Raw genomic sequence first — 24,600 nt, forward strand, 5'->3', positions numbered from 1 at the left:
GCTCCCCGGCGGGGCGGCGGGTTCTCGGGATGGCAAGGAGAAGACAGGGATGGCAGGACGGATTGAGGCCCGCATGCGCCGGGCCGTGACGGCAGGCGTTTCACTCGCGGTGATGTCCCTCGCGCTCGGTGGCGCGGCACAGGCGGAGACCGCACCCTTCAGGATCGGGGCGCTGAACCCGGTCACCGGCGCCGGCAGCCCCTATGGCCCGGGCATGCAGAAGGCAATCATCCTCGCGGCGGACGAGGTGAACGCCGCAGGTGGCGCCTGCGGCCGCAAGCTGGAAGTCTCAGCCGAAGATACCCAGACCTCGCCCGAAGCTGCCGTGCTGGCGGTGAAGAAGCTCATCGAGGTAAACAAGGTCGATGCGGTGATGGGCACCTGGTCGTCGGGCATCACGCTCGCGGTCATGCCGATCACCACCCAGGCCGGGCTGCCGCTGCTGAACACCTCGGGCGCGCCGGCGATCTCCACGGAAGACAAGGCCGATCTGGTCTGGCGTTTCCAGGCGACCAATGACCGTTTCGGTCAGGCCTTCGCCAAGATCGCAACCGAGCGCGGTTTCAAGCGTCCGGCGACCATGGCCTATAACAACGCCTCCGGCATCGGCAATACCGAGGGCTTCACCAAGGCCTGGACGGCCGCAGGCGGCGAGGTCGTCTCCAGCGTGGTCTACGAGCCCAAGCGGCCGAGCTACCGCTCCGAACTGCAGCAGATCCTGGCGGCGAACCCCGACGTGATCGTCATGGGGTCTTATCTTCAGGACACCACCGTCATCCTGCGCGAATGGTATCAGAGCGGCCAGAGCCCGGATGTGAAGTGGATCATCCCCGGCTGGGCCGCCAATCAGCAGCTGATCGATGCGCTGGGCCCCGACGTGCTCGCCAATGTGATCGCGGTCGACAGCATCAGCAATGAGAGCGCGCCGTCTTACGCCCATTTCGAAGCGGCCTACAAGAAGACGATGGGGGCAGACGCCCCGGCCAATGTCTATGCGGCGATGACCTATGACATGGTGATCGCCTGGGGCCTGGCCATGCAGCAGGCCTGTCCCGACACGACCATTGCGGCGGTGAACGGCAGCATCCGCGCGATCGATGCCGCCGATGGCGCGCCGGTCTACACCTTCGCCGAGGGCAAGGCCGCGATCGAGGCCGGCCGCAAGGTGAACTATGAAGGCGCCTCCAGCCGCCTCTCCTTCGACCAGTATGGCGACGTCACGCCCGATTTCAGCCTGTCGGAGATCGATGGCGGCGCCTTCGTCCGCAAGGGCGTGGTCTCGTTCTGATCCGGACCGGCCGTGCCCGCTCAGGCGACGCTTCGGCGCGCCGGGCGGGTCGGCCGCCTCGTTCCGGCCTCCCGTTCCGGGGTCCCCATGGATACCGCCTATTATCTCAACCTGGCCTTCAACGGCCTGGTCGAGGGCTCGATCTATGCCCTCGGCGCGCTTGCGATCACGCTGGTTTTCGGCATCGCCCGCTTTCCCAACGCCTCCACCGGCGACCTGATGACGGTCGGCGCCTTCGGCGGCCTTGCCGGCACGCTGGCCGGCGGCGGGCTTCTGGGGGCGGCGATCGCCGGGGTCGGCGTCTCGGCTGCGGTGGCGCTCGCCTTCCATTTCCTGCTGTTCCGCAATCTGGCCCGGCGCTCGGCGGTGGCCTCGATGATCGCGTCGATCGGTCTCGCCTTCTTCCTGCGCTCGGCGCTTTCCTTCATCTTCGGCCATGATCAGCGGGTCTACGACCTGCCGCTGACCCGTGCGGTCCTGTTCGGGCCGATCCGGGTGCAGCCGACAGATCTGCAGGTGATGGGGGCGGCAGCTGCCGCACTGGCGGTGACTTTCGCCGTGCTGCACCTGACCCCGATCGGCCGCAGGATGCGGGCGGTCGCCGACAATCCCGATCTCGCCCGGGCCTCGGGCATCAATGCCGGGCGGGTGATGGCGGTGATGTGGCTGATGGCGGGCGGGCTGGCCGGGCTCGGCGGCGTTCTGCTGGGCGCCAAGACCGTGGTGACCCCCGAAATGGGCTGGGATCTGCTGCTGCCGGCCTTTGCCGCCACCATCCTCGGCACGATCGGCAACCCGATCGGCGCCGTTCTGGGCGGGCTGCTGATCGGCCTGGTGCAGGAGCTGTCCACCCCCTTCGTCGGCTTCACCTACAAGATCGGCATGGGGTTCGCGGTGCTGCTGCTGATGCTGATGATCCGGCCGCAGGGGCTGTTCGCCCGCAACGCGCTGGTTCGCTGAGGGAGGCCGCCCATGGAAAGCTATCTGGTCGCGGTCGCGGTGGTCACGGCGATCTACATGCTGATGACTTTCGGCCTGAACCTGCAATACGGCTTCACCGGCCTGATCAATTTCGGCCTGGTCGGCTTCTTCGCCATCGGCGCCTATACGAGCGCCCTGCTGGTGATGGCGGGCTGGCCCCTGCTGCTGGGCTTCGCTGCGGCGGCCCTGCTGGCGGCTCTTGCCGCCTGGCCGGTGGCGCTTTTGTCGCTGCGGCTCAGGATCGAGTATTTCGCCATCGTCATGCTCGGTTTTTCCGAGACCGTGCGCCTGGTGATCACCAACGAGCGTGCGCTGACCGGCGGCGTTCAGGGGATCCCGGGCATTCCATCGGCCGCCCAGGCGCTGGGCGTGGAGGGGGTCGACGGCAATCTGCTGACCCTGATCCTGCTGGTGGTGGCGGTGATCCTGGTGCTGGCGGTCAACTGGCGGCTGGTCCACAGCCCCTTCGGCCGGATGATCCAGGCGATCCGCGACGATGAAGAGGCGGTGCGGTCGCTGGGCAAGCATCCGGGCCGGTTCAAGGTCACCGTGTTCATGGTCGGCAGCGCGTTCACCGGCCTCGCCGGCGCCTTCTACGCCCATTACGTCACCTTCGTGACCCCGGAACAGTTCGTCCCTCTGCTCACCTTTTATGTCTGGGTGGCGATGATCTTCGGCGGTGCGGGCCGGGTGGGCGGGGCCGCGATCGGCACCGTCGTGCTGATCGGCTTCCTTGAAGGCTCGCGCTTCCTGCGCGATGCCCTGCCGGGTGTCTCCGAAGTCGAGATGGCGAGCCTCAGGCTGGGGGTGGTCGGCGTTGCGCTGATGCTGCTGATGCGCTTCCGCCCGGACGGCATTCTGGGTGCGCCGTCGGCCGGCACGAAGAAGGGGGGCTGAACCGATGAGCCATCCTGACACCATCGCCGCCGCCGATCGTCAGCTGGCGGTCGAGGGCGTTTCCAAAAGCTTCGGCGGCGTGCAGGTGCTGACCGATATCGGCTTCTCGGTGCCAGTCTCGGGGCTTTCGGGGCTGATCGGCCCCAACGGTGCCGGCAAGAGCACGCTGTTCTCGGTCGTCAGCGGTTTTCAGCCGGGCGATGCCGGCCGGGTCAGCTTCGCCGGCCGCGATCTCAGCCGGATGGGGCCAGTGGAGCGGGTGCGCGCCGGGCTGGGGCGCACCTTCCAGGTGCCGCGGGTCTTCGGCAGTCTGAGCGTGCGCCAGAACCTGGCGGCCGCTGCCCCGGGGCAGGCGGGGGAGACCCTGGCCGGCGTGTTCTTCCGCGGTGCCCGCATTCGCCGCCAGGAAGCGGAAATCGCGGCGCGTGCCGACGGCATTCTGGAATTTCTGAACCTCGCCCGCGTGGCCGACAAGCCGGCGGGCGGCCTGTCGGGCGGTCAGCGCAAGCTGCTGGAATTGGGCCGCGCCCTGATGGTCCGGCCGAAGATGATCCTGCTTGACGAGCCTTTCGCCGGGGTGAACCCCGTGCTGATCGAAGAGATCGCCGACCGGATCCGTGCGATCCGCGAGACCGGGGTCGACGGCAGCGGCGGCATCGGCTTCCTGATCGTCGAACACAACCTGCCCTCGCTCTCGGCCCTGGTCGAGCGGATGATCGTGATCGATCGCGGCCGGCTGCTGGCACAGGGCACGCCCCAGGCGGTGCTTGCCGATGCCCGGGTGCGCGAGGCCTATATGGGGGGCGCGGTATGACCCGGCTGCTGACCGTCTCGGATCTTGCCGCGGGCTATGGCGAGGTCGACATCGTCTCGGGCATCTCGCTCCATGTCGATGCGCTGGAGATCGTGACCATCGCCGGCACCAACGGCTCGGGCAAATCGACCCTGGTCAAGGCGCTGATGGGGTTGCTCACCCGGGTGCGCGGCGAGATGCGCCTGGGCGATACCCCGCTGCTGGGCGTGCCGGCCGAAAAGCGTATCGGCATGGGCGTGGTCTACGTGCCCCAGGTCGAGAATGTCTTCCCGACCCTGACTGTCACCGAGAATCTCCAGGTGGTGGAGGGCGTCACCGATCGCCGCCACCGGATCGAGGCAATGTTCGACCGTTTCCCCGCCCTGGCTGAACGTCGTCGCACCCGCGCCGGCGCGCTGTCGGGCGGCGAGCGTCAGCAGCTGGCCTTCGCCCGGGCCCTGATGCCGGCACCGAAGCTGATGATCCTGGATGAGCCGACGGCGGCACTGTCGCCTGCCCTGGTCCACGAGGTGCTGGAACTGATCCGCGGCCTGCCGGCGCTGGGGGTCTCGGCCCTGCTGGTCGAACAGCGCGCCCGTCAGGCGCTGGCGATCAGCGATCGCGGCTACATTCTGGATACCGGGCGGGTGGTGATCCACGACACCGCCGAACGCCTGCTTGCCGATGAACGCATGGCCGATCTCTATCTCGGCACCCATTGAGGATGATCCATTCATGACCTCCGCTTCCAAGGCCGCGCCCCAGGGGGCCGGCACCGTCTTCCGCAATGCCCGGGTGCTGGATGTCGTCGCCGGCCGCTATCTCGACGGCCAGTCGGTCTGGGTCGAGGGCGGGGTGATACGCGCCATAGCCCCCGACGCCGACCGCATGGCCGGTGCCGATGCCGAGGTGATCGATCTCGGCGGCAAGGTGCTGATGCCGGGCCTGTGCGACGCCCATGTCCATGTCACGGCGATCACGCCCAACTTCGCCGAACTCGGTCGGATGTCGCCCTTCTACGTCACGGTCCACACCGCCGACGTGCTGAAGGGCATGCTGGAGCGCGGCTTTACCACCGTGCGCGATGCCGGTGGCGCCGATTGGGGGCTGGCCAAGGCGGTCGCGGAAGGCGCGCTGCCCGGTCCGCGGCTGCTCTATTGCGGCAAGGCGCTCTCGCAGACCGGCGGTCATGCCGACATGCGCGGGCCCGGCCAGCAGGAACTGGGCGAGTGTTTCTGCTGTGCTGGGCTCGGCCGGGTCTGCGACGGCGTGCCCGAGATGCGCCGGGCCTGCCGTGATCTGATCCGCACCGGCGCCACCCATATCAAGCTGATGGTCTCGGGCGGTGTCGCCTCGCCGACCGACCGGATCGACAGCACCCAGTTCGCGATGGAAGAACTCTACGCGGCGGTGGAAGAGGCCGAGGCCGCCAACATTCCGGTCATGGGCCATGCCTATACCGCCCGCGCGATCAACCGGGCGCTGGAGGCGGGCATCACCTCGATCGAGCACGGCAATCTGCTCGACGAAAGCTCGGTGCGGCTGTTCGTCGAAAAGGGCCGCTGGCTGGTGCCGACGCTTGCGACCTATTCGGCCCTGGCCGAAGAGGGGCTGGCGGCGGGCATGCCGGCCGATCTGCACCGCAAGGTCTATGACGTGCTGGATGCCGGCCGCGAGGCGCTGCGCCTGGCCCATGCAGGTGGTGTGAAGATCGCTTTCGGCACCGACCTGCTCGGCATCATGCATCGCCGCCAGCTGACCGAATTCGCCCTGCGGGCCCAGGTCCAGGCGCCGATCGACGTGATCCGCTCGGCCACCACCGTCGCGGCCGATCTGTTCCGCATGGGCGATCGCATCGGACGGGTCGAACCGGGCCTGCTCGCCGACCTGATCGTCGTCGATGGCGATGTCCTTCACGACGTCGCACCCTGGTCGCGACCGGATGAGACCATCCGGCTGGTGATGAAGGAAGGCCGGGTGCTGGTGGCGCGGTGAGCAGGGTCAGCCGGGGCTGATATCTCCCAGTCCCTGCAGGCGCAAAGGCGGCTGATCGGGCAGGCGGACGGTCAGCTCCAGTTCGCCCCCGATTGCTTCGATATAGTTGCGAAGGGTCGAGAGGTACATGTCTGCCTGCCTCTCGATCCGCGAGACCGATGGCTGGCGGATGTGAAGGGCCGCCGCGACATCCGCCTGGGCTTTGCCCGCGATCTGACGGAGGGCGCGGAGGCTCTCGACCTCGCCCTTCATCTCCTGAAAACCGGCATCAACCTTTGCCTGATCCTCTGGAGGGAGTGCGGCCATCATGTCTTCAAGGGTGCGTGCCATGGCATCATTCCTGAAGTGATGTTCGTGCAAGGTGATCGGTGAAACGTGCATCGGCGATGGTGATGAGGCGGGTGTAAAAACGTTTCTGGCTCTTTCCGGCCTTGTTGCCGGCAATCAGCAAGACAGCCTGTCGTCGGGGATCGAAGGCAAAGGCGATACGCCATGCGCCATCAGTCGATCTCAGGCGTAACTCCTTCATATTGGGGAAGGCCGATCCCCGGAGCGTATCGACATAGGGGCGTCCCAGGCCCGGTCCGTATTCCGACAGCAGTCGTGCTCCCGACAGTATTGCCAGCCGCAGGTCGTGCGGCAGCATCTCGTATTCTTCCACGAAGTCGTCATCGAAGATCACCTGCCACGGCATGAAATTATAGCCTCCAGGCTATGTTTTCAAGATGCACAGGCTTGGCATCATGCCTTCCGGCATGTCATGCATGAAGATGCTTAAGTAGAAGCTCCGTCCGAATTTCTCTTGTGAATTGAGGGCGCTCGGACAGGTTGAAAGACAAAGGGCGGGCCTCCGTGGAGGCCCGCCCTTCCGTCTTCGTGCCGGTGACGGCCGGTCAGTGTCTGAGGCGGGTGGGGCGGCCGCCGCGGCCGCCCTGGTCTTCGTCGAAGAGTTCGGCCAGCTGGTTCATCACCGTGCCGCCCAGCTGTTCGGCATCGACGATGGTGACGGCGCGCTTGTAGTAGCGGGTGACGTCATGGCCGATACCGATCGCGACCAGATCGACCGGCGACCGGCTCTCGATCCACTCGATCACCTGGCGCAGATGGCGGTCCAGATAGTTCGAGCTGTTGACCGACAGCGTGCTGTCGTCCACCGGTGCGCCGTCGGAGATCACCATCAGGATCCGGCGGTTCTCGGGCCGCGCCAGCAGGCGGTTATGGGCCCAGAGGATCGCCTCGCCGTCGATATTCTCCTTGAGCAGGCCTTCGCGCAGCATCAGGCCCAGATTCTTCCGCGCCCGCCGCCACGGCCAGTCGGCCGATTTGTAGACGATGTGGCGCAGATCGTTGAGCCGGCCCGGCGTCTGCGGCTTGCCGCCGTCGAGCCACTTCTTGCGCGACTGGCCGCCCTTCCAGTCCCGGGTGGTGAAGCCCAGGATTTCGACCTTCACGCCGCAGCGCTCCAGCGTGCGGGCAAGGATGTCGGCGCTCATCGCCGCCACCGAGATCGGCCGGCCACGCATGGAGCCGGAATTGTCGATCAGCAGCGTGACCACGGTGTCGCGGAAGTCGGTGTCGCGCTCGCGCTTATAGGTCTGGCTGTAGAGCGGCTGGACCACGACGCGGGCCAGTTTGGAGCTGTCGAGCAGGCCTTCGTCGAGGTCGAACTCCCAGCCGCGCGACTGCTTGGCCAGCAGGCGGCGCTGCAGGCGGTTGGCAAGCTTGGTGATCACGCCGTGCAGATGGGTCATCTGTTGGTCGAGCAGGCCGCGCAGGCGGTTCAGCTCGTCTTCGGTCGCAAGCTCGCTTGCCTCCACCACCTCGTCGAATTCGGTGGTGTAGGGGTGGTAGACGTCGGTGGCCGGTTCGTTTTCGTTGGAGCCGGGCGGCATCCAGGGGCGGACCCGGGACGAGCTGTCCTCGCCGCCGGCGCCGCTTTCGGAATCGGGATCGCTGGCCGCCATGTCGGCATCGGCCTCGCCGTCGCCGGTCTCGGGCGCCCCTTCGCTCGACTGGCCGCTGTCGTCGCCGTCCTGCGACTGCTCGCCGCCTTCGCCGTCGGGCTGTTCCTGGGCCTCCGCCTCGGCCTGATCATCGGCTTCGTCGGGCTCGCGATCCTCGTCGAGTTCGCCTTCGGTTTCGGCCTCGATGTCGAGGTCGGACAACAGGTCGCGCACGCCTTCGGAAAAGCGCTTCTGGTCGGCCATGATCTCGGGCAGGCGGGCGAGATCTTCGCCGGCCTTGCTCTCGATCATCGGGCGCCAGTGCTCGACCAGGTCTCGGGCGATCTCGGGCGTCGGCACACCGGTCAGGCGCTCGCGCAGCAGCAGCAAGGCCGCTTCGCAAAGCGATTCGGGGCTGCCGTCGACCGCCAGACGCTGCGGCTGCTCGCGAAGCTGGTCTTCCTGGAGCCGGGCCAGATTGCCGCGTACGCCGGTCATGTTCCGCCCGCCCAGGGCTTCGATGCGCAGCTGCTCGCAGCTCTCATAGAGCCGGCGGGACAGCTCGCCCTGGGGCTGGCGGGCCATGTGGATGCGGGCGTCATGATGGCGCACGCGCAGCGAGATCTGGTCCGCCTCGCCGCGGATGCGGGCCACCTGCTGTTCCGGCAGGTTGCGCATCGGCGCGCGCAGGTTCACCCGGTCGCCGCGCAGCCGCGGCGGTTCGAAGGTGAAAGCGACTTCGAGCTGAGGCGTGCCCGCCATCGCCTTCACGGTGCTGGTCAGGGCACGTTTGAACTGCTCGACGGATTGCGGGTCGTTGCGCTTGCGCATGTCCCTCAACCCATGTGGCGGATGCCGGGGACGTGCAGCTCGGTGCCGAAGCAGCGCTGATAGTATTCGGCGATCAGCGGGCGCTCCACCTCGTCGCACTTGTTGAGGAAGGTGAAGCGGAAGGCGAGCTGCAGATCCTTGAAGATCCGGTAGTTCTCAGCCCAGGTCAGCACCGTGCGCGGCGACATGACGGTCGAGATGTCGCCGTTGATGAAGGCGCTGCGGGTGAGGTCGGCCAGGGCGACCATTGACCGCACGGTCTTGTGGCCGTCGGCATTGTCGAATTCCGGCAGCTTCGACAGAACGATCGCGCTCTCTTCGTCCGGCGCCAGATAGTTCAGCGTGACCACCACGTTCCAGCGGTCCATCTGACCCTGGTTGATCTGCTGGGTGCCGTGATAGAGGCCGGTCGTGTCGCCGAGGCCCACCGTGTTGGCGGTGGCGAAGATCCGGAAATAGGGATGCGGGCGGATGACCTTGTTCTGTTCGACCAGGGTCAGCTTGCCCTCGTTCTCCAGAATGCGCTGGATCACGAACATCACGTCGGCGCGGCCTGCATCATATTCGTCGAAGACCAGGGCGGTCGGGCGCTGCAGGCAGAAGGGCAGGATGCCTTCCTTGTATTCGGTCACCTGCTTACCGTCGCGCAGCACGATGGCATCCTTGCCGATCAGGTCGATACGGCTGATGTGGCTGTCCAGGTTGACGCGCACGCAGGGCCAGTTCAGCCGGGCAGCCACCTGCTCGATATGGGTCGACTTGCCGGTGCCGTGATAGCCCTGGATCATCACGCGGCGGTTAAAGGCGAAACCGGCGAGAATCGCGAGGGTGACGTCCGGCTGAAAGCGGTAGGTCTGGTCCAGATCGGGCACATGCTCGCTGCGGTCGCTGAATGCCGGCACCTCCATGTCGCTGTCGATGCCGAAGACCTGTCGCACAGACACCTTGATATCCGGCGTGTTCGGGGTCGGGGCGGCCAGGGTCTCGGAAGCCATGATGAAGAAGATCTCCACTGGGGAAGGCGGGGACGAAACGGATGGACATCGCGGCCGGCCCCCGCACGGGGAGGTGCGGGTGAAGGCCGCGGCCGACAGGGCCGTCGGCGGGCAACTCCTGATCTCGGCACGCGTATCCCCATCCGGTCGGGGAACGGCACCGGTTCAGGTCCAGTCTGACGCGCGGTGCATCAAAAAGGAATAGGCCTGGTTCACCGATTTCATGCGTTCCTCCGACGCGGCGTCGCCGCCGGTGACGTCGGGGTGCAGCCGTTTGGCGAGTTTCTTGTAGTGGTCCTTGATCTGCGGCAGATCGCGGGTCGGGTCGATGCCCAGGGTCTTGAAGGCCTGGCGCTCGTCGGGGGTGAAGCGGGCCTCGGCGGCGGCGCGTACCCGCTCGGCCGCGCGGCCTGCGGCGCCGAACATGCCGAAGGGGTCACTGGTCCGGCCTTCGCGGAACATCTGAGCCGCGGCACGGGCAACCTCGTCGGCCTGGTCGCGATCGGCGCTGGCGAAGGGCCAGGAGGGGCGGTGCCAGGTCATGTCGTCATGCAGGTGACGGTCGATCTCGGCCGAACTCAGCCCCTTGAAGTAGTCCCAGCCCTTGTTATAGGCGCGGACATGCTCCAGGCAGAAAAAATAGTAGTCCCGCAGACGGTCGCGCGATTTGGGCGCGCGGAACGCACCTTCCTCTCCGCAGCCCTCGCAGTCGCAGAGCCGGGTTCCGTCGGGAGCGTAGGCGGCGGTGCGCCGGATGCTGAAGAGGTCGATCGCCATGACGGCAAAATATGCGTCACGGGGTGCGGTGCGGCAAGTGGTCGGACCATGCCGGCCGGGTTGAAAAATACGCAAGCGGCCCTTCTTGACGCCGAACGCCCGCGCGACCGGCCGTTGGGGCGGTCACGCGGGCGTTCCGGATCCGCACCGGGCGTCGTGGCGCCCGTGTCGGTCTCGGGTGGGATCAGGAGGCGTCGGCCAGGCTGCGGGCAAGGGTGCTCAGCGCTTCCTGGTGCTTGCCGTTCTGGATCATCGAGAAGTTGCGGGCCAGCTCCAGGCACATGCGCTGACGCGGGGTCATCTCAACCTGACCACCCTGCTCCAGACCCTCGAAGAAGTAGGAGATGGTGACGCCCAGGGCCTGCGCGATGTCGTAGAGACGACCGGCGGCGATGCGGTTGATGCCGCGCTCGTACTTGTGGGCCTGCTGGTAGGTCACGCCGATCATGTCCGCCAGCTGCTGCTGGGTCAGGCCCAGCATGATGCGGCGCTCGCGGATCCGCGCACCGACGTAACGATCGACTTCCTGGGCCCGGCTCTTGGTGGTCTTCATGGGGAGGGATCCCTCTTTGATCAGGGTGTTGGTTAAGAGGCTGACGGGGGGAGCGTTCCGCCTCGTCCGCAGTTCGTCCGTGGTGTCGGCCTGGGTGCGGTTCCGTGTTCCCGGCTGGTCGCCCCTGCTCCGCCCGATTACAAGCAAACGGTGTGCCAAGAACCCCTGCGCAAGACCCGCTTGCGTTCCGGTGGTATGATGTGCAACTGGAAACGCGCGTTCCGGGCCGGTTTTCCGGCGCGCGCGCCAGGATCATCAGGGATGCAGTTAATGTGCGCTTAACGTTTGCCGGTGGATCGGGTTCCCCGAGCGTCCACTCTGGGAGAAAAGGGTTTCCCATCCTATGCTTCGCCGGACCATTCGCTGTGCGGCTGTGTTCCTGTCCCTGTTTGATCGTGAAACGCTTGTGCCAAAATGATACAGGTTGTCCCGGTATGATACTTATGCGTGAGGCGATGCCCCTCTGGTGCGCGCATCAGGCTTGATACCTCGACTGGACCGCGCGCGACCATGGGAATTGCGGTATCATTGGGATATGACCTTGAGAATGCGGAGGCCTGTGCCGACATGACCATCAGGGATCGGATCGAGACCAAGCTGACGGCGGCCTTTGCGCCCGAACGGCTGGTGATCACCGACGAAAGCGACCGGCATGCCGGCCATGCGGGCCATCAGCCCGGCGGTGAAACCCATTTCCGCGTCGAGATCGTGGCGGCCACCTTTGATGGTCTGACCCGCGTGATGCGTCAGCGCCGGGTTTATGACGTTCTCTCCGAGGAACTGGCGGAGCGGGTTCACGCCCTGGCGCTCAGCACCCGCACGCCGGCTGAGGTGGAACAGAACTGACGGGCAGCCGCTGCCGGATGCAACCGGCATGCGATTGCCCTTTGAAACGCGCCGCGGTTGTGTTAATACAACCTTAAATAAAAAGATCGACCAATTTTCGCGTAAAGGTGTCGTCGGGGAGATATCCGGCCGGAGGGGCCGGAGACCTAAGGGGGGCGATAGGCACGATGTCCAGTTCACTTATCAACCGCAACGTCGTCGTCGAGGGGCGCCGTACCAGCATCCGTCTTGAAGCGGATATGTGGGATGCGCTGACCGAGATCTGCCAGCGTGAGGGCTGTCGGATCCACGAGCTGGCCACCATGGTCAACTCGACCCGGCGCGAGTCGACGCTGACCGCCGCGATCCGGGTGTTCATCATGAACTACTACCGGGCGGCGTCGACCGAACAGGGGCATGCCCGAGCCGGTCACGGCAAGGCGATGCGGCCGGGTCGGGCGGATCGGACGGCGGTGCAGCGGCGTCTGGAGCGTCTCGCGGCTGCGCGTGGCGGGGAGGGGCGGCCGATGGCGACGCTCAGCCGCCCGTATACCACTCAGGATAATGCTGCCTGACGACCTCTCCGTCCGCTGCCAGGGCGTGACAGGTATTCAGGTGCGCAGGCGGTTTCGGCGCCGGTCGCGGCGGCAGAGCGACCGGCGCCGTATCGTTTGTTCCGGTGCGGGCCATGGCTTCGGTCCCGGTCATCGCGGCGACGCGATCATTGGCCTCACGCCGTCGGCGTTCCAGCGCCGGATAGAGCGTCTGGAAGGCAACGGTTCCCAGCGGGCGCATCATCTCGACCAGATGCGTGCAGCCATGCACGCCGCCGACCCGCTGGCGGATGGCCTTGGTCCAGCCCGGGGCAATCTTCAGCCCGACCAGGCGCTGGAAATTGATGGCGACGTCGCCGCAGATCGAATAGGGCGTGTGGTCCATCACCGCCTCGATCGCCTTGATCTCGAAGCCGATATCGATGGTCAGCCGGATCCACATGTCGTGGATCGGCGTGCCGGGGTCGATCTGGCCGCGCCACTGGTTTTCGATCGGGTAGGTCTTCACGTCGGTCAGATGTGCCTCGATGTCCCATAGCCCGTCTTCGCGCTCATAGCCGCGGAGGTCGATCTGGCGGGTGTGGATGTGGCGGCGGTTCACCGGCTGGGACAGGGGCATGGGGCGGGCTTCTCCTCGGTACGGCCGCGGCGCAGGGTCGGGGCCGTGCCTCGCATCTGAGACGAACGTTCGATCCAATTTCGATGAGGGTACTATACGCGGCGAGCGCGCGGTCGTCATCTGCGGTGCAGCATGGACGATCAGGCCCGGCCGTCAGCCGTCAATTCATGCCGGCCAGATGCAGCGCCACCCACAGCAGCCCGGGCAGCAGCAGGAAGATCAGCAGGGTGGACGTCACCACCAGCGAGGCCACCTCGGCCGGAGAGCGGTCGTAGCGCTGGGCGAAGAGATAGTTGAACACGGCCACCGGCATCGAGGCTTCGACCAGCAGGACGCCCAGCTCCACGCCCTCGAAGCGGAAGACCACCAGGCCGAGGAAGAGCGCCACCACGAAGCCGCCCAGGCTGCGCAGCAGGGCCAGCCCCAGCGTGCCCAGCGGCCGCACCGCCTTCATCCGGGCCAGGCTGACGCCCAGCGTGATCAGCATCAGCGGAATGGTGAAGCCGCCGATGAGATGGGTGGTGTTGCTCAGGAATTTCGGAACCGGGATCCCGCCAAGCACGAAGATCAGCGCCGCGACCACCGACCAGGGGGCGGGCTGGCGCAGGATGAAGCGCCCGGCCGGCTCGCCCGACAGCACCCAGGCGCCGATCGTGAACTGGCTGACGGCCGAGACCGCGAAATAGCCGATGGCATAACCCAGCCCCTCGGGCCCGAAGGCGAAGAGGCAGAGCGGCAGGCCCATATTGCCGGCATTGCCATAGATGATCGGCGTCAGCCAGGTCCGCCAGGGCAGGCCGGCCGCCCGCAGGATCGGCCAGGCGATGAACCCCATCATGACCATGGTCGAGGCGGCGGCGAGCGCGAATTCGCCGAAGGCACCGGGTGCGACCTGGCCGTTGGTCAGGTTGGAGAAGATCAGGCAGGGGACACCGATATTGGTCACCAGATTGGTGATCATGCCGGTGTCATAGGGCTGCCGGAACACCCGGATCCAGGAAAAGCCGATGGCGGCGCAAACCAGGATCGGGGCGATGATGGTGATCAGTTCGCCGATCATGGCCGGCCGGCGTCGTGGAGGGCACCCGTCTGGGCGCGATCTCCGATGGGCGAGAGGCGCAGCTTGGTCACCCGGTTGCGGTGACGGCGGAGCACTTCGGCCTCGATCCCGGCGATGCGGAAGCGCTGGCCGACCTCAGGGATCGCCTTGGCCTCGTGGATGACCAGACCGGCGATGGTGGTCGCCTCGTCATCCGGCAGGCGCCAGCCGGTTTCGCGGTTGAGATCGCGGATCGTGACGGTGCCGTCGGCCAGAACCCCGCCATCGGCCTGATGCTCCAGCCCTTCGACGGCAATGTCGTGCTCGTCGACGATCTCGCCGACGATTTCCTCGAGGATATCCTCCAGCGTCACCAGCCCCTGGATCGTGCCGTATTCGTCGATCACCAGGGCAAAATGGGCATGACGCTGGCGGAAAGCATGGAGCTGGTCGTGCAGCGTGGTGCTGTCGGGGATGAACCAGGGCGTGCGGGCAAGCGCTGGCACGTCGATCTTCTCCACATCGCCGCCCGCCTCGGTCAGTGCCCGCAGCATATCCTTGGCATGAAGCACGCCGATGACGTTGTCGGGATCGCCCTGCCACATCGGCAGCCGGGTGTGCGGGCTGGTGGTGACCTGGGCCAGGATCGCGGCGGGCGGCTGGTCGGCATCGATCGTGGTCATCTGCCGGCGGTGGATCATGATCTCGCCCACCGTCAGATCGCCGAGATCCAGGATGCTCGCCAGCATCTCCTTCTCGTTGCGGGTCTCGGCCGCCGTGGCTTCCGGGTCGTCATAGAGGCGGATGGCGCCGCGCAGGTCGTCGGCCGAGACCATCAGCCGGTCGCCTTCGAGCTTGATGCCGATCACCCGCGCCACACCGCGCACGATCAGGCCGATCACCTTCGAAAACGGCCCCAGGATCCGGACGACCAGGGTCAGCGGGCCCGACAGCGCGAGCGCGAGCCGGTCCGGCTGATGCAAGGCAACCGTCTTGGGCAGGATCTCGGCGAAGATCAGCAGCAGCAGGGTCATGCCCAGCGTTGCCATTGCAACACCGGCATCGCCGAACAGCCCGATCAGCACGCTGGTCGCGATCGAGGAGGAGAGGATGTTGACCGCATTGTTGCCGAGCAGGATCGAGCCGATCAGCCGTTCGCGATCGGCCGTGAGCTTTTCGACCCTCAATGCCCGGACGTCGCCGTCGGATGCACGCTGATGCATGCGGGTGCGGGAGGCGGCGGTCAGGGCCGTCTCGCTGCCGGAGAAGAAGGCAGACGCGGCGATCAGGACAAGGATGGCGAGCAGGGACAGCCAGAGTTCGGCAGGCATCGGCGGGCGGGTCTCTCTCCCGATCGGATTGGGCCGGTATCAGCCGGCGGGAACGGCCGGGCCCTCTGGGCGATCGGCCAGGATATCGTCGAGCAGAGCGGCCACTTCGGCGGGGGCGACATCATCGGCAATGAACGAGCGGCCGATGCCACGGGCCAGGATGTAGCGCACCCGGCCCTCGCGGGCCTTCTTGTCCTGAGCAATCGGGGCCATCAGCCCGTCCACGGTCCAGTCGACGCCGGTGACATCCTGCGGGCGGGTCGGCAGGCCGACCGCCGCCAGATGGGCGGTCAGCCGTTCCAGATCGGCCATCGGGCACAGGCCGCGGCGCACCGACAGGCGGAAGGCGGCGACCATGCCGATGGCCACCCCTTCGCCATGAAGCAGGCGGCCGTCATAGCCGGCCATCGCCTCGAAGGCATGGCCGAAGGTATGACCCAGGTTCAGGAGCGCGCGCTGGCCGGTCTCGGTCTCGTCGGCGGCGACGATGCGCGCCTTGGCGGCGCAGGAGCGCGCCACGGCCTGATCGCGCGCCGATCCGGCACCTGCAATCACCTCGGCCCCGCGCCGTTCCAGCCAGTCGAAGAACGGGGCGTCGTCGATGGCACCGTATTTCACCACCTCGGCATAGCCGGCCAGCAGTTCCCGCCGTGGCAGGGTGGACAGAAGACCGGTATCGGCGACCACAAGCCCGGGCTGGTGGAAGGCGCCGACCAGGTTCTTGCCGTGGCTGGTGTTGATGCCGGTCTTGCCGCCGACCGAGCTGTCGACCTGGGCGAGCAGGGTGGTCGGCACCTGAACGAAGCGGGTGCCGCGCCGCAGCACCGCGGCCGCAAAACCGGCAAGATCCCCGACGACACCGCCGCCGAGGGCGATTACCGGCTGGCCGCGTTCGATGCCCGAGGCGAGCAGGCCGTCGAGCAGGGTCTCCAGCGACCCGAAGCGCTTGGTGCCCTCGCCTGGCGGCAGGATGATGGTGCCATGGGCGATCCCGGCATCATCGAGCGCACGTGAAAGCACGGCCAGATGGTGGCCGGCCACGGTCTCATCGGTCACCACCGCCGCCCGGCGCACGCCCATGGTCTCGCGGATCAACCGGCCGGTCACCGGCAGCAGGCCGTCGCCGACCAGAATGTCGTAGGCGCGATCATCCAGCGGCACCCGGACCCGCCGCGCGGGAGCCGCGACGCCGGGAAGGGTCACCAGCTCCCCGTCATCGGACAGCCGGTTTCTGGTGTCGGGGAGGGGCGTGGCGGTCTGGGCGGTCATCGGCTGGCGGGCTCCGGAACAGACACGGAAACGGGGCAGGGCAGGCGAGGAGAACCGGGGCGACGGGGCGTCATGCGGGGCGCCGCGGGCGGGTTGCGGCAAGAGCGGGCCATTCGGCGGCAAGGGCCGAGATGATCGCATCCACCGCCACTTCATGCGGGGCCTCGGTGCTCTCCACGGTCAGATCGGCCTCGGCATAGACCGGGTGGCGTTCTCTGATCAGCCGTTCCAGTGTCGCCATGGCATCGCCTTCGGCGATCAGCGGCCGGGTGTGGCGGCGCTTGAGCACGCGGCGGGCAATCACCGGCAACTCGGCCTTCAGCCAGACCGAGATGCCGTCTCGGGCGATGGCGGCACGGGTTTCAGGGTCCATGAAGGCGCCGCCGCCGGTTGCGATGACCCGCGGGCGTTCTTCCAGAAGGCGGGCGAGCACCCTGCGTTCTCCGCGCCGGAATTCGGCCTCGCCATACAGGCGGAAAATCTCGGGGACCGGCAGGCCGGCGGCCTTTTCGATCTCGGTGTCGGCGTCGACGAAATCGATGCCGAGACGCTGGGCGAGCCTGCGGCCGACACTGCTCTTGCCCACGCCCATCAACCCGACCAGGACGATGGGGCGGTCGATCATCCGGCGATCAAACGTCGGGGCGGTTCCTGTCGCATCATCGCCGGCGGCGTCGTCTGCCGGTATCGGGCTGTCGATGGCGGATGGCTGGTCGTCGTCGGTCAAAGCGGTGAACCGGACTCTGCTGTGGCGGGGCCGTCCCCCGGATGCGGGCCCGGTGCCGCAGCCCCTGGAACGGGAGCGACAGACCGGCGTGCGGCGAATGGTGCGGTGCGCAACCGTTGAAACCATCCGACCGAACCGATAGGCTTCGGGCGACGGCGCCCGACCCGGCCAGAAATAAAGCACAGGTCCGGCAGTCGCGGCAATCGTGCAGGCCGGAGGACCACCGATGTTTCCGGCAGTTGCGAACCCCCGATGCGAGGCGCAGGCGTGCTGATCCGCTTTATCCTGATCATTCTCCTCGTTGCCGTTCTGGGCGGCGGGGCCTTCCTCATGACCTTCGACATGCCGGCGCCGGTGCGCACGGTCGAGAAGGTCGTGCCCAATGACAAACTGCTCCGCTGACCGGAGCAATCCGACACGACGACGCCCGCCGGTGAGCGCATCGGCCGGGCGGCCGCTCGGTGTCGTGCTGGCGCTGGTGCTGGCGGCGGCCTCCGCCTCGGCCATAGCCCAGCCTCTCCGGCTTGTGCCCGACGAGCCGCAGGCGGAAGAGCCGCGGCCACGTTCCGTCGTTCCGGCGCCGGGGGTTCAGGTCCGTCCGCCCGTCCAGCCGGCGCCGCGCCTGACGCCGCCGCCACCACCACCGACGGCACCGCGGATCCAGGTGACGCCCGATCAGCTGCGGCCGGCACCGCCTCCTCCTCCGCCGCCGCCCCCTCCGCCCCCTCCGCCTGCCCCACCTCCTCCGCCCCCGCCCCCGCCCCCGCCTCAGGTGACGGAGGACGAGGCAGCGGCATCGGATGCAGAGGATGTGCCGGCAGATCTCTGGCAGGGCAGTACGGCGGCACGGATTGATGCCGCCCTTGCGGCGCTTGGCGGCACTGCACCCTGGCCGACGGCGCGCGAGATGCTGCGCGATCTGCTCGCCACCGACGGTCCGGCGCCGGCCGGAGAGGATGCCGGCGCCTTTGCGGATCGCCGGGCGACGGCACTGCTCATGCTGGGCGATCCTGCGGCCGCGGTCGACGTGGCCGACGAGGCCGGCCGTCCGCCATCCTCCGATGCCCTGTTCCTGTCGGGCGAAGAACAGCGTGCCTGTGCCGCGGCCCTTCCCGGGCCCTCGGGCATGGCCACGGGGGCGGAGGCTGCACCCGCCGCGGCGGATGTTCTGGCCTGCCGTCTGTTTGCAGCTGCCGACGGCACGGGGACGGCCGAACTGGTGTCGACCGGACGGCCGGTTGCAGGTGTGATCGCCCGTGCGGCCGCCACCCCTGGGCCGGTAGCGATCGAGGGCCTGGATCCGGCGGGCCTGACGGCGGCCGATCTGGCGGTGCTTGCCCGGCGGGGCATCGAGCCAGAGGCGACGGTCGACGCTGTGACGGAGTTTGCCGCCGGCCTGAATGACGCCGGTTTGTCGCGGCTGGTGATGAGCGGCGCGATCACGCCGTTCCATCGCCTGGTGCTGGCTGAAGCGGCCGCCACGCGCGGCCTGCTCGCCGGTGAACGTCTGGCCGGTGCCTGGCTGGCGGCAGCGGCGGCCGAGCGCAGTGCCGCCCTGTCGGGCAATGGCCGGGCGGGCGAATCCCGGCCCGAGCGGCGCCGGGCACGGCTGTTCGCAACGGCGGCCGCCGAACGCAATCCGGGCGCGCGGCTCTATGGCGTCGCCACCCTGGTCAAGGCGGCGGCAGAGGCCGACCCGCTGCTGACGGCGACCGCGGCCGCGGCCGTGGCGCCGCTGCTGGACCCTGCGGCCATTCGCGGGCTCGACCCGGACAGTCGTATCATGGCCGCGCGGATCGCGATCGCCGGCGGGGCGGTCGACGCCGCTGCGGCGATGCTGGGGATTCCGGAAAACCGCCCGGACGCGCTGAGCACGGCGATTGCGGCCGATCCGGAGCTGACGGCGCTGTCTCTCGTCGCCTTTCAGGAGCCGCCGGCGGTGCTCGGTCGCGAGCCGCGCACGGTGGAGATCGGCACCTGGCTCGCCGGGCTTGCCGGGCCGGCGCGAGAGGTGGCGACCGCCGCGATCGGCCTGTTCTCGCCCGAGGCCCTGCCATCCCCCGATCCGGCGGCGCCAGCCGTAGAGGAGGCCGTGGCACCGGTGCCGGCCGTCTGGTTCGCCCTACGGGCGGCGGCCGATGCCGGCCGGCTGGGGGAGACGGCGGCGTTGTCGCTGGTTCTGCTTGAAGCCCGGCCCGAGATCGGCGCGATCGGCCTTGCCACGGCACTGGAAGGTTTCCGCCTTGCAGGTTTCGACGACGAGTCCCGCCGGCTTGCGGTCGAGATGATGATCGCGGCCGGCGTGGTTTCGGGGCTGGCGCCGGGTGTCTGAGACATCGGAGGTGCTGCCATCCGAGCCGCTGCCTGCCGACCGGCGCGCGATCGAGGCATTCCTTGAAATGCTGGGGGCAGAGGGTGGGCTTGCCGACAACACCCTCGTCGCCTATGCCACGGATCTGGACGACGCCGCCCGGGTCTTGAGTGCGGATGGCGGGCTGGTCGCCGCCGCGGCCGATGCGCTCGCCCGCTATCTGGCGGTGCTGGAGGCGCGCGGGCTGACGGCCGAGACCCAGGCGCGGCGGCTGTCGGCCCTGCGCCGCTTTTTCCGGTTCCTGGCGAGCGAGGGCCGCCGTCCCGATCAGCCGACCGACCGGCTGGACGCGCCGCGCCGGCGCCGGCCACTGCCCAAACTGCTGTCGGAAGACGAGGTCGACCGGCTGATCGCGGCGGCCCATGCCATGCCCGGTCCGGACGGTCGCCGGCTGGCGGCGATCGTGGAACTGCTCTATGCCTCGGGCCTGCGGGTCACGGAGCTGGTCACCCTGCCGGCCGCGGCGCTTGCCCGCGATCCGCAGGTGCTGATGGTGCGCGGCAAGGGCGGCCGTGACCGGCTGGTGCCGCTCGGCGCGCCGGCCAGGGCGGCGGCACGGGCCTATCTCGAGGTGCGGGGCAGCTTCCTGCCGCCGGACCGCACGGCCCAGGGTTTTCTGTTCCCGTCACGTGCCGCAGAAGGCCATCTCACCCGTCAGCGGGTGGGGCAGCTGCTGAAACTTCTGGCGCTCGGCGCCGGGCTGGATCCGGCCCGGGTCTCCCCCCATGTGCTTCGCCATGCCTTCGCAAGCCATCTGCTGTCGGGCGGGGCCGACCTCCGGGTGGTGCAGCAGCTGCTCGGCCATGCCGACATCACCACCACCCAGATCTATACCCATGTGCTGGATGCCGATCTGCGCCGGGCGATCGAACGGGCGCATCCGCTGTCGACCGCTGACCTGGCCGGCTAGAGCGCCCGCCCGATTTCTGCCGCTGCGTCGCCGACCATGCGCCCCAGCAGGGCCAGCCGGTCGTCCGAGATACGCGCCGTCGGCCCGCTGATCGAGATGGCGGCCCGGGGGCTTCCGCTGGCACGGCCGGCCGGGATGGCCGCCGCCACGCAGCGCAGGCCCACCGACTGTTCCTCGTCGTCGAGCGCCCAGCCCTGGCTGCGGATCCGGTCCAGCTCCGGCACGATCGTCTCCGTCCCGGCGGGGGCGGGGAGGGAACCGGCCGCGAGCAGGGCCTTGCCGACGCCGGTCGAGACCATCGGCACCCGCGCGCCCGGCCGGGCGAAGGCGCGCATCATCTCGGCACATTCGACCTGGGCCAGATAGAGCATCCGGTCGTCCGAACGGATCGCGAGGTTCACGGTCTCGCCCGACCGCTCCATCAGCCGCTGCATCACCGGTCGGGCGGTCTGGACCAGATGGCGGGCGGGATCGAAGGCCTGGCCGGTGACGAAGGCTTCGGGACCGATCTGCCACAGGCCGGTGCCGCCGTCGAACCGTGCCCAGCCACGATTGGCCAGTGTGTTCAGCAGCCGGTGGGCGGTGGAGGCGGCGAGACCCGCACGGCGTGCGGCATCCGACAGCCCGATGCCGTCGGGCATCGTGGTGAGCACCGCCATCAGGTCCAGCGCGCGCAGCACGGCCTGCACGCCGCCGGCTGTACCGGCGCCGTCAGGGCCCGGTGCCGAAGGGGTGCCTGCGGCCGAGGTGGAAGAAGGGGGCGTGGTCATGGGCTAGCCATAACATGCTTCCGCGGCGTTTTCCATAGAATGGAAAGGTCTTCCATTTTCTTGCGAGCGGCCGGGGGCTTTGTTATGGTGCACCGCGACAACGGGCGCGGCGTTTCTCCCCTCTCAAAAGCCGGGCGCCCGGACACGAACATCCGGAGAGCGAGACCCATGAGCTTCACGATCGTCAAGGAGGCGACCCCGCGCCTCAACCGCAGCGAACTCGCCGTGCCGGGTTCGAGCCCGAAATTCTTCGAGAAGGCGGCCAAGGGCCCCTCGGACGTGATCTTCCTCGATCTGGAAGATGCCGTGGCGCCGGACGACAAGGAGCAGGCCCGCAAGAACGTCATCCAGGCCCTGAACGACATCGACTGGCGCGGCAACGGCAAGACGATGAGCGTGCGCATCAACGGCCTCGATACGCATTACATGTATCGTGACGTCGTCGATGTGGTGGAGCAGGCGGGCCACAACCTCGACCTGATCATGATCCCGAAGATCGGCACTGCCGGCGACGTCTATGCGCTGGACATGCTGGTTACCCAGATCGAGCAGGCCAAGGGCATCAAGCATCGCATCGGCTTTGAGCTGATCATCGAAACGGCGCTCGGTATGGCGAACATCAACGAGATCGCCAAGGCCAGCCCGCGCCTTGAGTCGCTGCATTTCGGCGTGGCCGACTACTCCGCCTCGACCCGTGCCCGCACCACCAATATCGGCGGCGCCAACGCCGAATACGGCGTGCTGACCGAGGCCGACGCTTCGGGCAAGCGCGATTATCACTGGGGCGATCAGTGGCATTACGCCCTGTCGCGCATGGTCGTTGCGGCCCGTGCCAACGGTCTGCGCCCGATCGACGGCCCCTTCGGCGACATCTCGGACCCGGACGGCTATCGCGCCCAGGCGCTGCGTTCGGCGGCGCTCGGTTGCGAGGGCAAGTGGGCGATCCATCCGTCGCAGGTCGACATCGCCAACGAGGTGATGTCGCCGTCGGAGAAGGACGTCACCAAGGCCCGCCGTATCCTGGAAGCGATGGAGCAGGCCCAGAAGGAAGGCCGCGGCGCGGTGACCCTCGACGGCAAGCTGATCGACATCGCCTCGATCCGTCAGGCCCAGGGCATCGTCGCCAAGGCCGACCAGATCGCGGGGCGCTGAACCGTCTGCCGGCCCTGCGGCCGGGCTTCTGTGGCGGTGCCGGATCTGGCACCGCCTTTTTTTTTGGGCTAAGGTGCGGCCCGACATCGGGAAAAACCGTCGTTTCCGGCCGTCTCAACCCTTGCCGCCCCGGTTTCGAGGGGGCATGTATGGCCGCGACGTCCCAGCCATCAGCCGAGAGCCCTCCATGAACCATTTCCTGGATTTCGAGAAGCCGATCGCGGAACTCGAGGGGAAGATCAAGGAACTTCGCCACCTGTCGGGCGAGACCGGGGTCAATATCGTCGAGGAGGTCGGCAAGCTCGAGACCAAGGTCGACCGGCTGCTGCGCCAGATCTATGCCAAGCTCTCGCCCTGGCAGAAGACCCAGGTCGCCCGCCATCCGGAGCGGCCGCATTTCAGCCACTACCTCAAGGCGCTGGTGACCGATTTCACCCCGCTGGCGGGTGACCGGGTTTTCGGCGAGGACCAGGCGGTGATCGGCGGCCTCGGCCGGATCGGCGAGCGGGCGGTGATGGTCATCGGCCAGGAAAAGGGCCATGACGTCGAAAGCCGCGTGCGCCACAATTTCGGCATGGCCCGCCCCGAGGGCTATCGCAAGGCCCAGCGCCTGATGCGCATGGCGGACCGCTTCGGTCTGCCGGTGGTGACCTTCGTCGATACCGCCGGTGCCTATCCGGGTGTCGGTGCCGAAGAGCGCGGCCAGGCAGAGGCAATTGCCCGCTCGATCGAGGTCGGCCTGGACCTGCGGGTGCCGGCGATTGCGGTGGTGATCGGCGAGGGCGGCAGTGGCGGGGCGATCGCGCTTGCGGCCGCCAACAAGGTCATGATGCTGGAGCATTCGATCTATTCGGTGATCAGCCCCGAGGGCTGCGCCTCGATCCTCTGGCGCTCGGGCGAGAATGCCAAGGATGCCGCCGAGGCGCTGAAGCTCACCGCACAGGACCTGTTCCGCCTGAAGCTGATCGACCAGATCATCGACGAGCCGATGGGCGGCGCTCATCGCGACCCGGCCGCGGCCATGGCCACCGTCGGCCGTGCGATCGAGGCGGCGCTTGCCGATCTGGAGACGAAGAGCGGCGACGAGCTGCGCAATCTGCGCCGCGACAAGTTCATCGCCATGGGCCGCGATCTCGATTGAGTACGCGTCTGGTCCCCGGCGACTGGGTCGATCCCGCGACCGGCGCGCCGCTGGGCGAAGCCACCCTGCTCGACCGGATCGGGCGGGAGAGGGTGGTGCTTGCCGGGGAGCGTCATGACGATGCCGCCATCCATCACTGGCAGGCCTATGTCGCCCGCCTGCTCCACGATCGCCATGGCTGTGATCGTGCCGGCCGGATGGCGGTCGGGTTCGAGATGTTCCCGACCCGCGTCCAGCCCGTGCTCGATGCCTGGACGCGGGGAGCTATTCCCAGCCTCGAGGGCTTTCTCGAGGCGGTGGACTGGAAAGCGGTCTGGGGGTTCGATCCGGAACTCTATCTGCCGCTGATCCGCTTCTGCCGCCGGCCGGGTGTCAGGATGCTGGCGCTCAACTGTCCGCGTGATCTGGTGCGGCAGGTGGGGCGCGAGGGATGGGACGCTGCTGCAGAGCGCGCCGCGGCTGAAGGCATTTCCCGTCCGGCACCGGCCTCCGACGCCTATCGGCGCCAGCTCGCTGCCATGACCGGTCGTGCCATGGCCGATCCTGCCGAGGATCCCGAAGCCGCCCGACGCTTCGATCGCTTCGTCATGGCCCAGCAGGTCTGGGACCGGGCCTTCGCCTGCAATATCGCCCGGGCGCTGGCGGAGGCGGAACCGCCGGCGGTGGTGCTCGGCATCATCGGGCGTGGCCATATGGCTTTCGGCAACGGAACACCCCATCAGCTGGCCGATCTCGGCATCCATGACACTGCGGTTCTGATGACCGGATCTGCAGAAGACCCGTTTGCCCTGGCGCTGGGCGCGGCGGACGCGGTCTGGCGCTTCGACGCCTGATCCGTC

General features: G+C 67.9%; 26 protein-coding genes. 14 read left to right on the plus strand and 12 right to left on the minus strand.

The window, feature by feature from the left end; translation table 11 throughout:
• The first annotated feature begins 49 nt into the window (after window positions 1–49).
• From TMO_RS01675 to TMO_RS01700, 6 genes are all read left to right on the plus strand, one after another.
• On the plus strand, window positions 50–1,288 hold the full coding sequence (locus tag TMO_RS01675; RefSeq protein WP_014743845.1) for an ABC transporter substrate-binding protein: 1,239 nt from the start codon (window positions 50–52) through the stop codon (window positions 1,286–1,288).
• Between the two features lie 87 nt (window positions 1,289–1,375).
• Window positions 1,376–2,248: a branched-chain amino acid ABC transporter permease gene (locus TMO_RS01680; protein WP_014743846.1), complete on the plus strand. Its 873-nt coding sequence runs from the start codon at window positions 1,376–1,378 to the stop codon at window positions 2,246–2,248.
• 12 nt (window positions 2,249–2,260) lie between these two features.
• The gene (locus TMO_RS01685; protein WP_014743847.1) at window positions 2,261–3,166 is read left to right on the plus strand and encodes a branched-chain amino acid ABC transporter permease; all 906 of its coding nucleotides are present in this window, start codon (window positions 2,261–2,263) and stop codon (window positions 3,164–3,166) included.
• Window positions 3,167–3,170: 4 nt separating this feature from the next.
• On the plus strand, window positions 3,171–3,980 hold the full coding sequence (locus TMO_RS01690) for an ABC transporter ATP-binding protein (protein WP_014743848.1): 810 nt from the start codon (window positions 3,171–3,173) through the stop codon (window positions 3,978–3,980).
• Window positions 3,977–4,681 carry an ABC transporter ATP-binding protein gene (locus TMO_RS01695; protein ID WP_014743849.1) on the plus strand — a complete coding sequence of 235 codons (705 nt, stop codon included), beginning with the start codon at window positions 3,977–3,979 and terminating at the stop codon, window positions 4,679–4,681. Before TMO_RS01690 ends, TMO_RS01695 begins: the two co-directional genes overlap by 4 nt.
• Window positions 4,682–4,694: 13 nt before the next feature.
• Window positions 4,695–5,954, plus strand: coding sequence for a metal-dependent hydrolase family protein (locus TMO_RS01700; protein WP_014743850.1), 1,260 nt, complete (start codon window positions 4,695–4,697; stop codon window positions 5,952–5,954).
• 6 nt (window positions 5,955–5,960) lie between these two features.
• On the opposite strand, the gene TMO_RS01705 is transcribed toward TMO_RS01700, so the two are convergent.
• From TMO_RS01705 to TMO_RS01730, 6 genes are all read right to left on the minus strand, one after another.
• Window positions 5,961–6,284, minus strand: a complete 324-nt coding sequence (locus tag TMO_RS01705) for an XRE family transcriptional regulator (RefSeq protein WP_051045286.1) — start codon at window positions 6,282–6,284, stop codon at window positions 5,961–5,963.
• A gap of 4 nt (window positions 6,285–6,288) precedes the next feature.
• Window positions 6,289–6,648: a type II toxin-antitoxin system RelE/ParE family toxin gene (locus tag TMO_RS01710; RefSeq protein ID WP_014743853.1), complete on the minus strand. Its 360-nt coding sequence runs from the start codon at window positions 6,646–6,648 to the stop codon at window positions 6,289–6,291.
• A gap of 199 nt (window positions 6,649–6,847) precedes the next feature.
• Window positions 6,848–8,728 (minus strand): cobaltochelatase subunit CobT, encoded by a 1,881-nt coding sequence (gene cobT, locus TMO_RS01715; RefSeq protein ID WP_014743854.1) that lies wholly within the window; start codon window positions 8,726–8,728, stop codon window positions 6,848–6,850.
• 5 nt (window positions 8,729–8,733) lie between these two features.
• Window positions 8,734–9,723, minus strand: a complete 990-nt coding sequence (gene cobS / locus TMO_RS01720; RefSeq protein ID WP_041605292.1) for a cobaltochelatase subunit CobS — start codon at window positions 9,721–9,723, stop codon at window positions 8,734–8,736.
• A 165-nt stretch (window positions 9,724–9,888) separates the two neighbouring features.
• Entirely contained in the window at window positions 9,889–10,500 is a 612-nt protein-coding gene (locus TMO_RS01725; protein ID WP_014743856.1) for a J domain-containing protein, read from the minus strand.
• 184 nt (window positions 10,501–10,684) lie between these two features.
• A complete protein-coding gene (locus TMO_RS01730) occupies window positions 10,685–11,053 on the minus strand; it encodes a helix-turn-helix domain-containing protein (RefSeq protein ID WP_014743857.1) in 369 nt (122 codons plus the stop codon).
• Window positions 11,054–11,620: 567 nt separating this feature from the next.
• Here TMO_RS01730 and TMO_RS01735 point away from each other — a divergent pair.
• Window positions 11,621–11,899: a BolA family protein gene (locus TMO_RS01735; RefSeq protein WP_041604783.1), complete on the plus strand. Its 279-nt coding sequence runs from the start codon at window positions 11,621–11,623 to the stop codon at window positions 11,897–11,899.
• Window positions 11,900–12,066: 167 nt separating this feature from the next.
• Window positions 12,067–12,453: a ribbon-helix-helix domain-containing protein gene (locus tag TMO_RS28935; RefSeq protein WP_014743859.1), complete on the plus strand. Its 387-nt coding sequence runs from the start codon at window positions 12,067–12,069 to the stop codon at window positions 12,451–12,453.
• Here the strand turns inward: TMO_RS28935 and TMO_RS01745 are convergent.
• From TMO_RS01745 to TMO_RS01765, 5 genes are all read right to left on the minus strand, one after another.
• Entirely contained in the window at window positions 12,416–13,051 is a 636-nt protein-coding gene (locus TMO_RS01745) for a DUF2889 domain-containing protein (protein WP_014743860.1), read from the minus strand. The two genes, TMO_RS28935 and TMO_RS01745, sit on opposite strands and share 38 nt — an antisense overlap.
• A gap of 160 nt (window positions 13,052–13,211) precedes the next feature.
• Window positions 13,212–14,111, minus strand: a complete 900-nt coding sequence (locus tag TMO_RS01750; RefSeq protein WP_014743861.1) for an AEC family transporter — start codon at window positions 14,109–14,111, stop codon at window positions 13,212–13,214.
• A complete protein-coding gene (locus TMO_RS01755; RefSeq protein ID WP_014743862.1) occupies window positions 14,108–15,421 on the minus strand; it encodes an HlyC/CorC family transporter in 1,314 nt (437 codons plus the stop codon). Before TMO_RS01755 ends, TMO_RS01750 begins: the two co-directional genes overlap by 4 nt.
• Before the next feature lie 39 nt (window positions 15,422–15,460).
• Window positions 15,461–16,690: a 3-dehydroquinate synthase gene (aroB, locus tag TMO_RS01760; RefSeq protein WP_014743863.1), complete on the minus strand. Its 1,230-nt coding sequence runs from the start codon at window positions 16,688–16,690 to the stop codon at window positions 15,461–15,463.
• A 70-nt stretch (window positions 16,691–16,760) separates the two neighbouring features.
• On the minus strand, window positions 16,761–17,315 hold the full coding sequence (locus TMO_RS01765; protein WP_014743864.1) for a shikimate kinase: 555 nt from the start codon (window positions 17,313–17,315) through the stop codon (window positions 16,761–16,763).
• A 369-nt stretch (window positions 17,316–17,684) separates the two neighbouring features.
• Here TMO_RS01765 and TMO_RS32520 point away from each other — a divergent pair, with 369 nt between their 5' ends.
• From TMO_RS32520 to TMO_RS01775, 3 genes are all read left to right on the plus strand, one after another.
• Window positions 17,685–17,819, plus strand: a complete 135-nt coding sequence (locus tag TMO_RS32520) for a hypothetical protein (protein WP_014743865.1) — start codon at window positions 17,685–17,687, stop codon at window positions 17,817–17,819.
• Window positions 17,820–18,228: 409 nt separating this feature from the next.
• The gene (locus TMO_RS01770; RefSeq protein ID WP_041604784.1) at window positions 18,229–19,749 is read left to right on the plus strand and encodes a hypothetical protein; all 1,521 of its coding nucleotides are present in this window, start codon (window positions 18,229–18,231) and stop codon (window positions 19,747–19,749) included.
• Window positions 19,742–20,698, plus strand: a complete 957-nt coding sequence (locus tag TMO_RS01775; protein WP_272481409.1) for a tyrosine recombinase — start codon at window positions 19,742–19,744, stop codon at window positions 20,696–20,698. The genes TMO_RS01770 and TMO_RS01775 overlap by 8 nt, the downstream gene beginning before the upstream one ends.
• On the opposite strand, the gene TMO_RS01780 is transcribed toward TMO_RS01775, so the two are convergent.
• Window positions 20,695–21,468, minus strand: coding sequence for an IclR family transcriptional regulator (locus TMO_RS01780; protein WP_014743868.1), 774 nt, complete (start codon window positions 21,466–21,468; stop codon window positions 20,695–20,697). The genes TMO_RS01775 and TMO_RS01780 overlap by 4 nt on opposite strands.
• Before the next feature lie 168 nt (window positions 21,469–21,636).
• Here TMO_RS01780 and TMO_RS01785 point away from each other — a divergent pair, with 168 nt between their 5' ends.
• The 3 genes from TMO_RS01785 to TMO_RS01795 all read left to right on the plus strand — a co-directional run bounded on the left by TMO_RS01785 (window position 21,637) and on the right by TMO_RS01795 (window position 24,594).
• Entirely contained in the window at window positions 21,637–22,620 is a 984-nt protein-coding gene (locus TMO_RS01785) for an HpcH/HpaI aldolase/citrate lyase family protein (RefSeq protein WP_014743869.1), read from the plus strand.
• 187 nt (window positions 22,621–22,807) lie between these two features.
• Window positions 22,808–23,761, plus strand: a complete 954-nt coding sequence (locus TMO_RS01790; RefSeq protein ID WP_014743870.1) for an acetyl-CoA carboxylase carboxyltransferase subunit alpha — start codon at window positions 22,808–22,810, stop codon at window positions 23,759–23,761.
• Window positions 23,758–24,594, plus strand: a complete 837-nt coding sequence (locus tag TMO_RS01795) for a ChaN family lipoprotein (RefSeq protein WP_014743871.1) — start codon at window positions 23,758–23,760, stop codon at window positions 24,592–24,594. The genes TMO_RS01790 and TMO_RS01795 overlap by 4 nt, the downstream gene beginning before the upstream one ends.
• The last annotated feature ends 6 nt before the right edge of the window (window positions 24,595–24,600 follow it).

The sequence above is a fragment of the Tistrella mobilis KA081020-065 genome, from assembly GCF_000264455.2.
Taxonomy (GTDB): domain Bacteria; phylum Pseudomonadota; class Alphaproteobacteria; order Tistrellales; family Tistrellaceae; genus Tistrella; species Tistrella mobilis.

Coding starts and splice junctions, on each gene's coding strand:
- TMO_RS01675 (WP_014743845.1), top strand. CDS start 50: ATGGCAGGACGGATTGAGGCCCGCATGCGCCGGGCCGTGACGGCAGGC.
- TMO_RS01745 (WP_014743860.1), bottom strand. CDS start 13,051: ATGCCCCTGTCCCAGCCGGTGAACCGCCGCCACATCCACACCCGCCAG.
- TMO_RS01730 (WP_014743857.1), bottom strand. CDS start 11,053: ATGAAGACCACCAAGAGCCGGGCCCAGGAAGTCGATCGTTACGTCGGT.
- cobS (WP_041605292.1), bottom strand. CDS start 9,723: ATGGCTTCCGAGACCCTGGCCGCCCCGACCCCGAACACGCCGGATATC.
- TMO_RS01695 (WP_014743849.1), top strand. CDS start 3,977: ATGACCCGGCTGCTGACCGTCTCGGATCTTGCCGCGGGCTATGGCGAG.
- TMO_RS01780 (WP_014743868.1), bottom strand. CDS start 21,468: ATGACCACGCCCCCTTCTTCCACCTCGGCCGCAGGCACCCCTTCGGCA.
- TMO_RS01690 (WP_014743848.1), top strand. CDS start 3,171: ATGAGCCATCCTGACACCATCGCCGCCGCCGATCGTCAGCTGGCGGTC.
- TMO_RS01755 (WP_014743862.1), bottom strand. CDS start 15,421: ATGCCTGCCGAACTCTGGCTGTCCCTGCTCGCCATCCTTGTCCTGATC.
- TMO_RS01705 (WP_051045286.1), bottom strand. CDS start 6,284: ATGGCACGCACCCTTGAAGACATGATGGCCGCACTCCCTCCAGAGGAT.
- cobT (WP_014743854.1), bottom strand. CDS start 8,728: ATGCGCAAGCGCAACGACCCGCAATCCGTCGAGCAGTTCAAACGTGCC.
- TMO_RS01785 (WP_014743869.1), top strand. CDS start 21,637: ATGAGCTTCACGATCGTCAAGGAGGCGACCCCGCGCCTCAACCGCAGC.
- TMO_RS01680 (WP_014743846.1), top strand. CDS start 1,376: ATGGATACCGCCTATTATCTCAACCTGGCCTTCAACGGCCTGGTCGAG.
- TMO_RS01790 (WP_014743870.1), top strand. CDS start 22,808: ATGAACCATTTCCTGGATTTCGAGAAGCCGATCGCGGAACTCGAGGGG.
- aroB (WP_014743863.1), bottom strand. CDS start 16,690: ATGACCGCCCAGACCGCCACGCCCCTCCCCGACACCAGAAACCGGCTG.
- TMO_RS01685 (WP_014743847.1), top strand. CDS start 2,261: ATGGAAAGCTATCTGGTCGCGGTCGCGGTGGTCACGGCGATCTACATG.
- TMO_RS01710 (WP_014743853.1), bottom strand. CDS start 6,648: ATGCCGTGGCAGGTGATCTTCGATGACGACTTCGTGGAAGAATACGAG.
- TMO_RS01725 (WP_014743856.1), bottom strand. CDS start 10,500: ATGGCGATCGACCTCTTCAGCATCCGGCGCACCGCCGCCTACGCTCCC.
- TMO_RS28935 (WP_014743859.1), top strand. CDS start 12,067: ATGTCCAGTTCACTTATCAACCGCAACGTCGTCGTCGAGGGGCGCCGT.
- TMO_RS01735 (WP_041604783.1), top strand. CDS start 11,621: ATGACCATCAGGGATCGGATCGAGACCAAGCTGACGGCGGCCTTTGCG.
- TMO_RS01750 (WP_014743861.1), bottom strand. CDS start 14,111: ATGATCGGCGAACTGATCACCATCATCGCCCCGATCCTGGTTTGCGCC.
- TMO_RS01700 (WP_014743850.1), top strand. CDS start 4,695: ATGACCTCCGCTTCCAAGGCCGCGCCCCAGGGGGCCGGCACCGTCTTC.
- TMO_RS01765 (WP_014743864.1), bottom strand. CDS start 17,315: ATGATCGACCGCCCCATCGTCCTGGTCGGGTTGATGGGCGTGGGCAAG.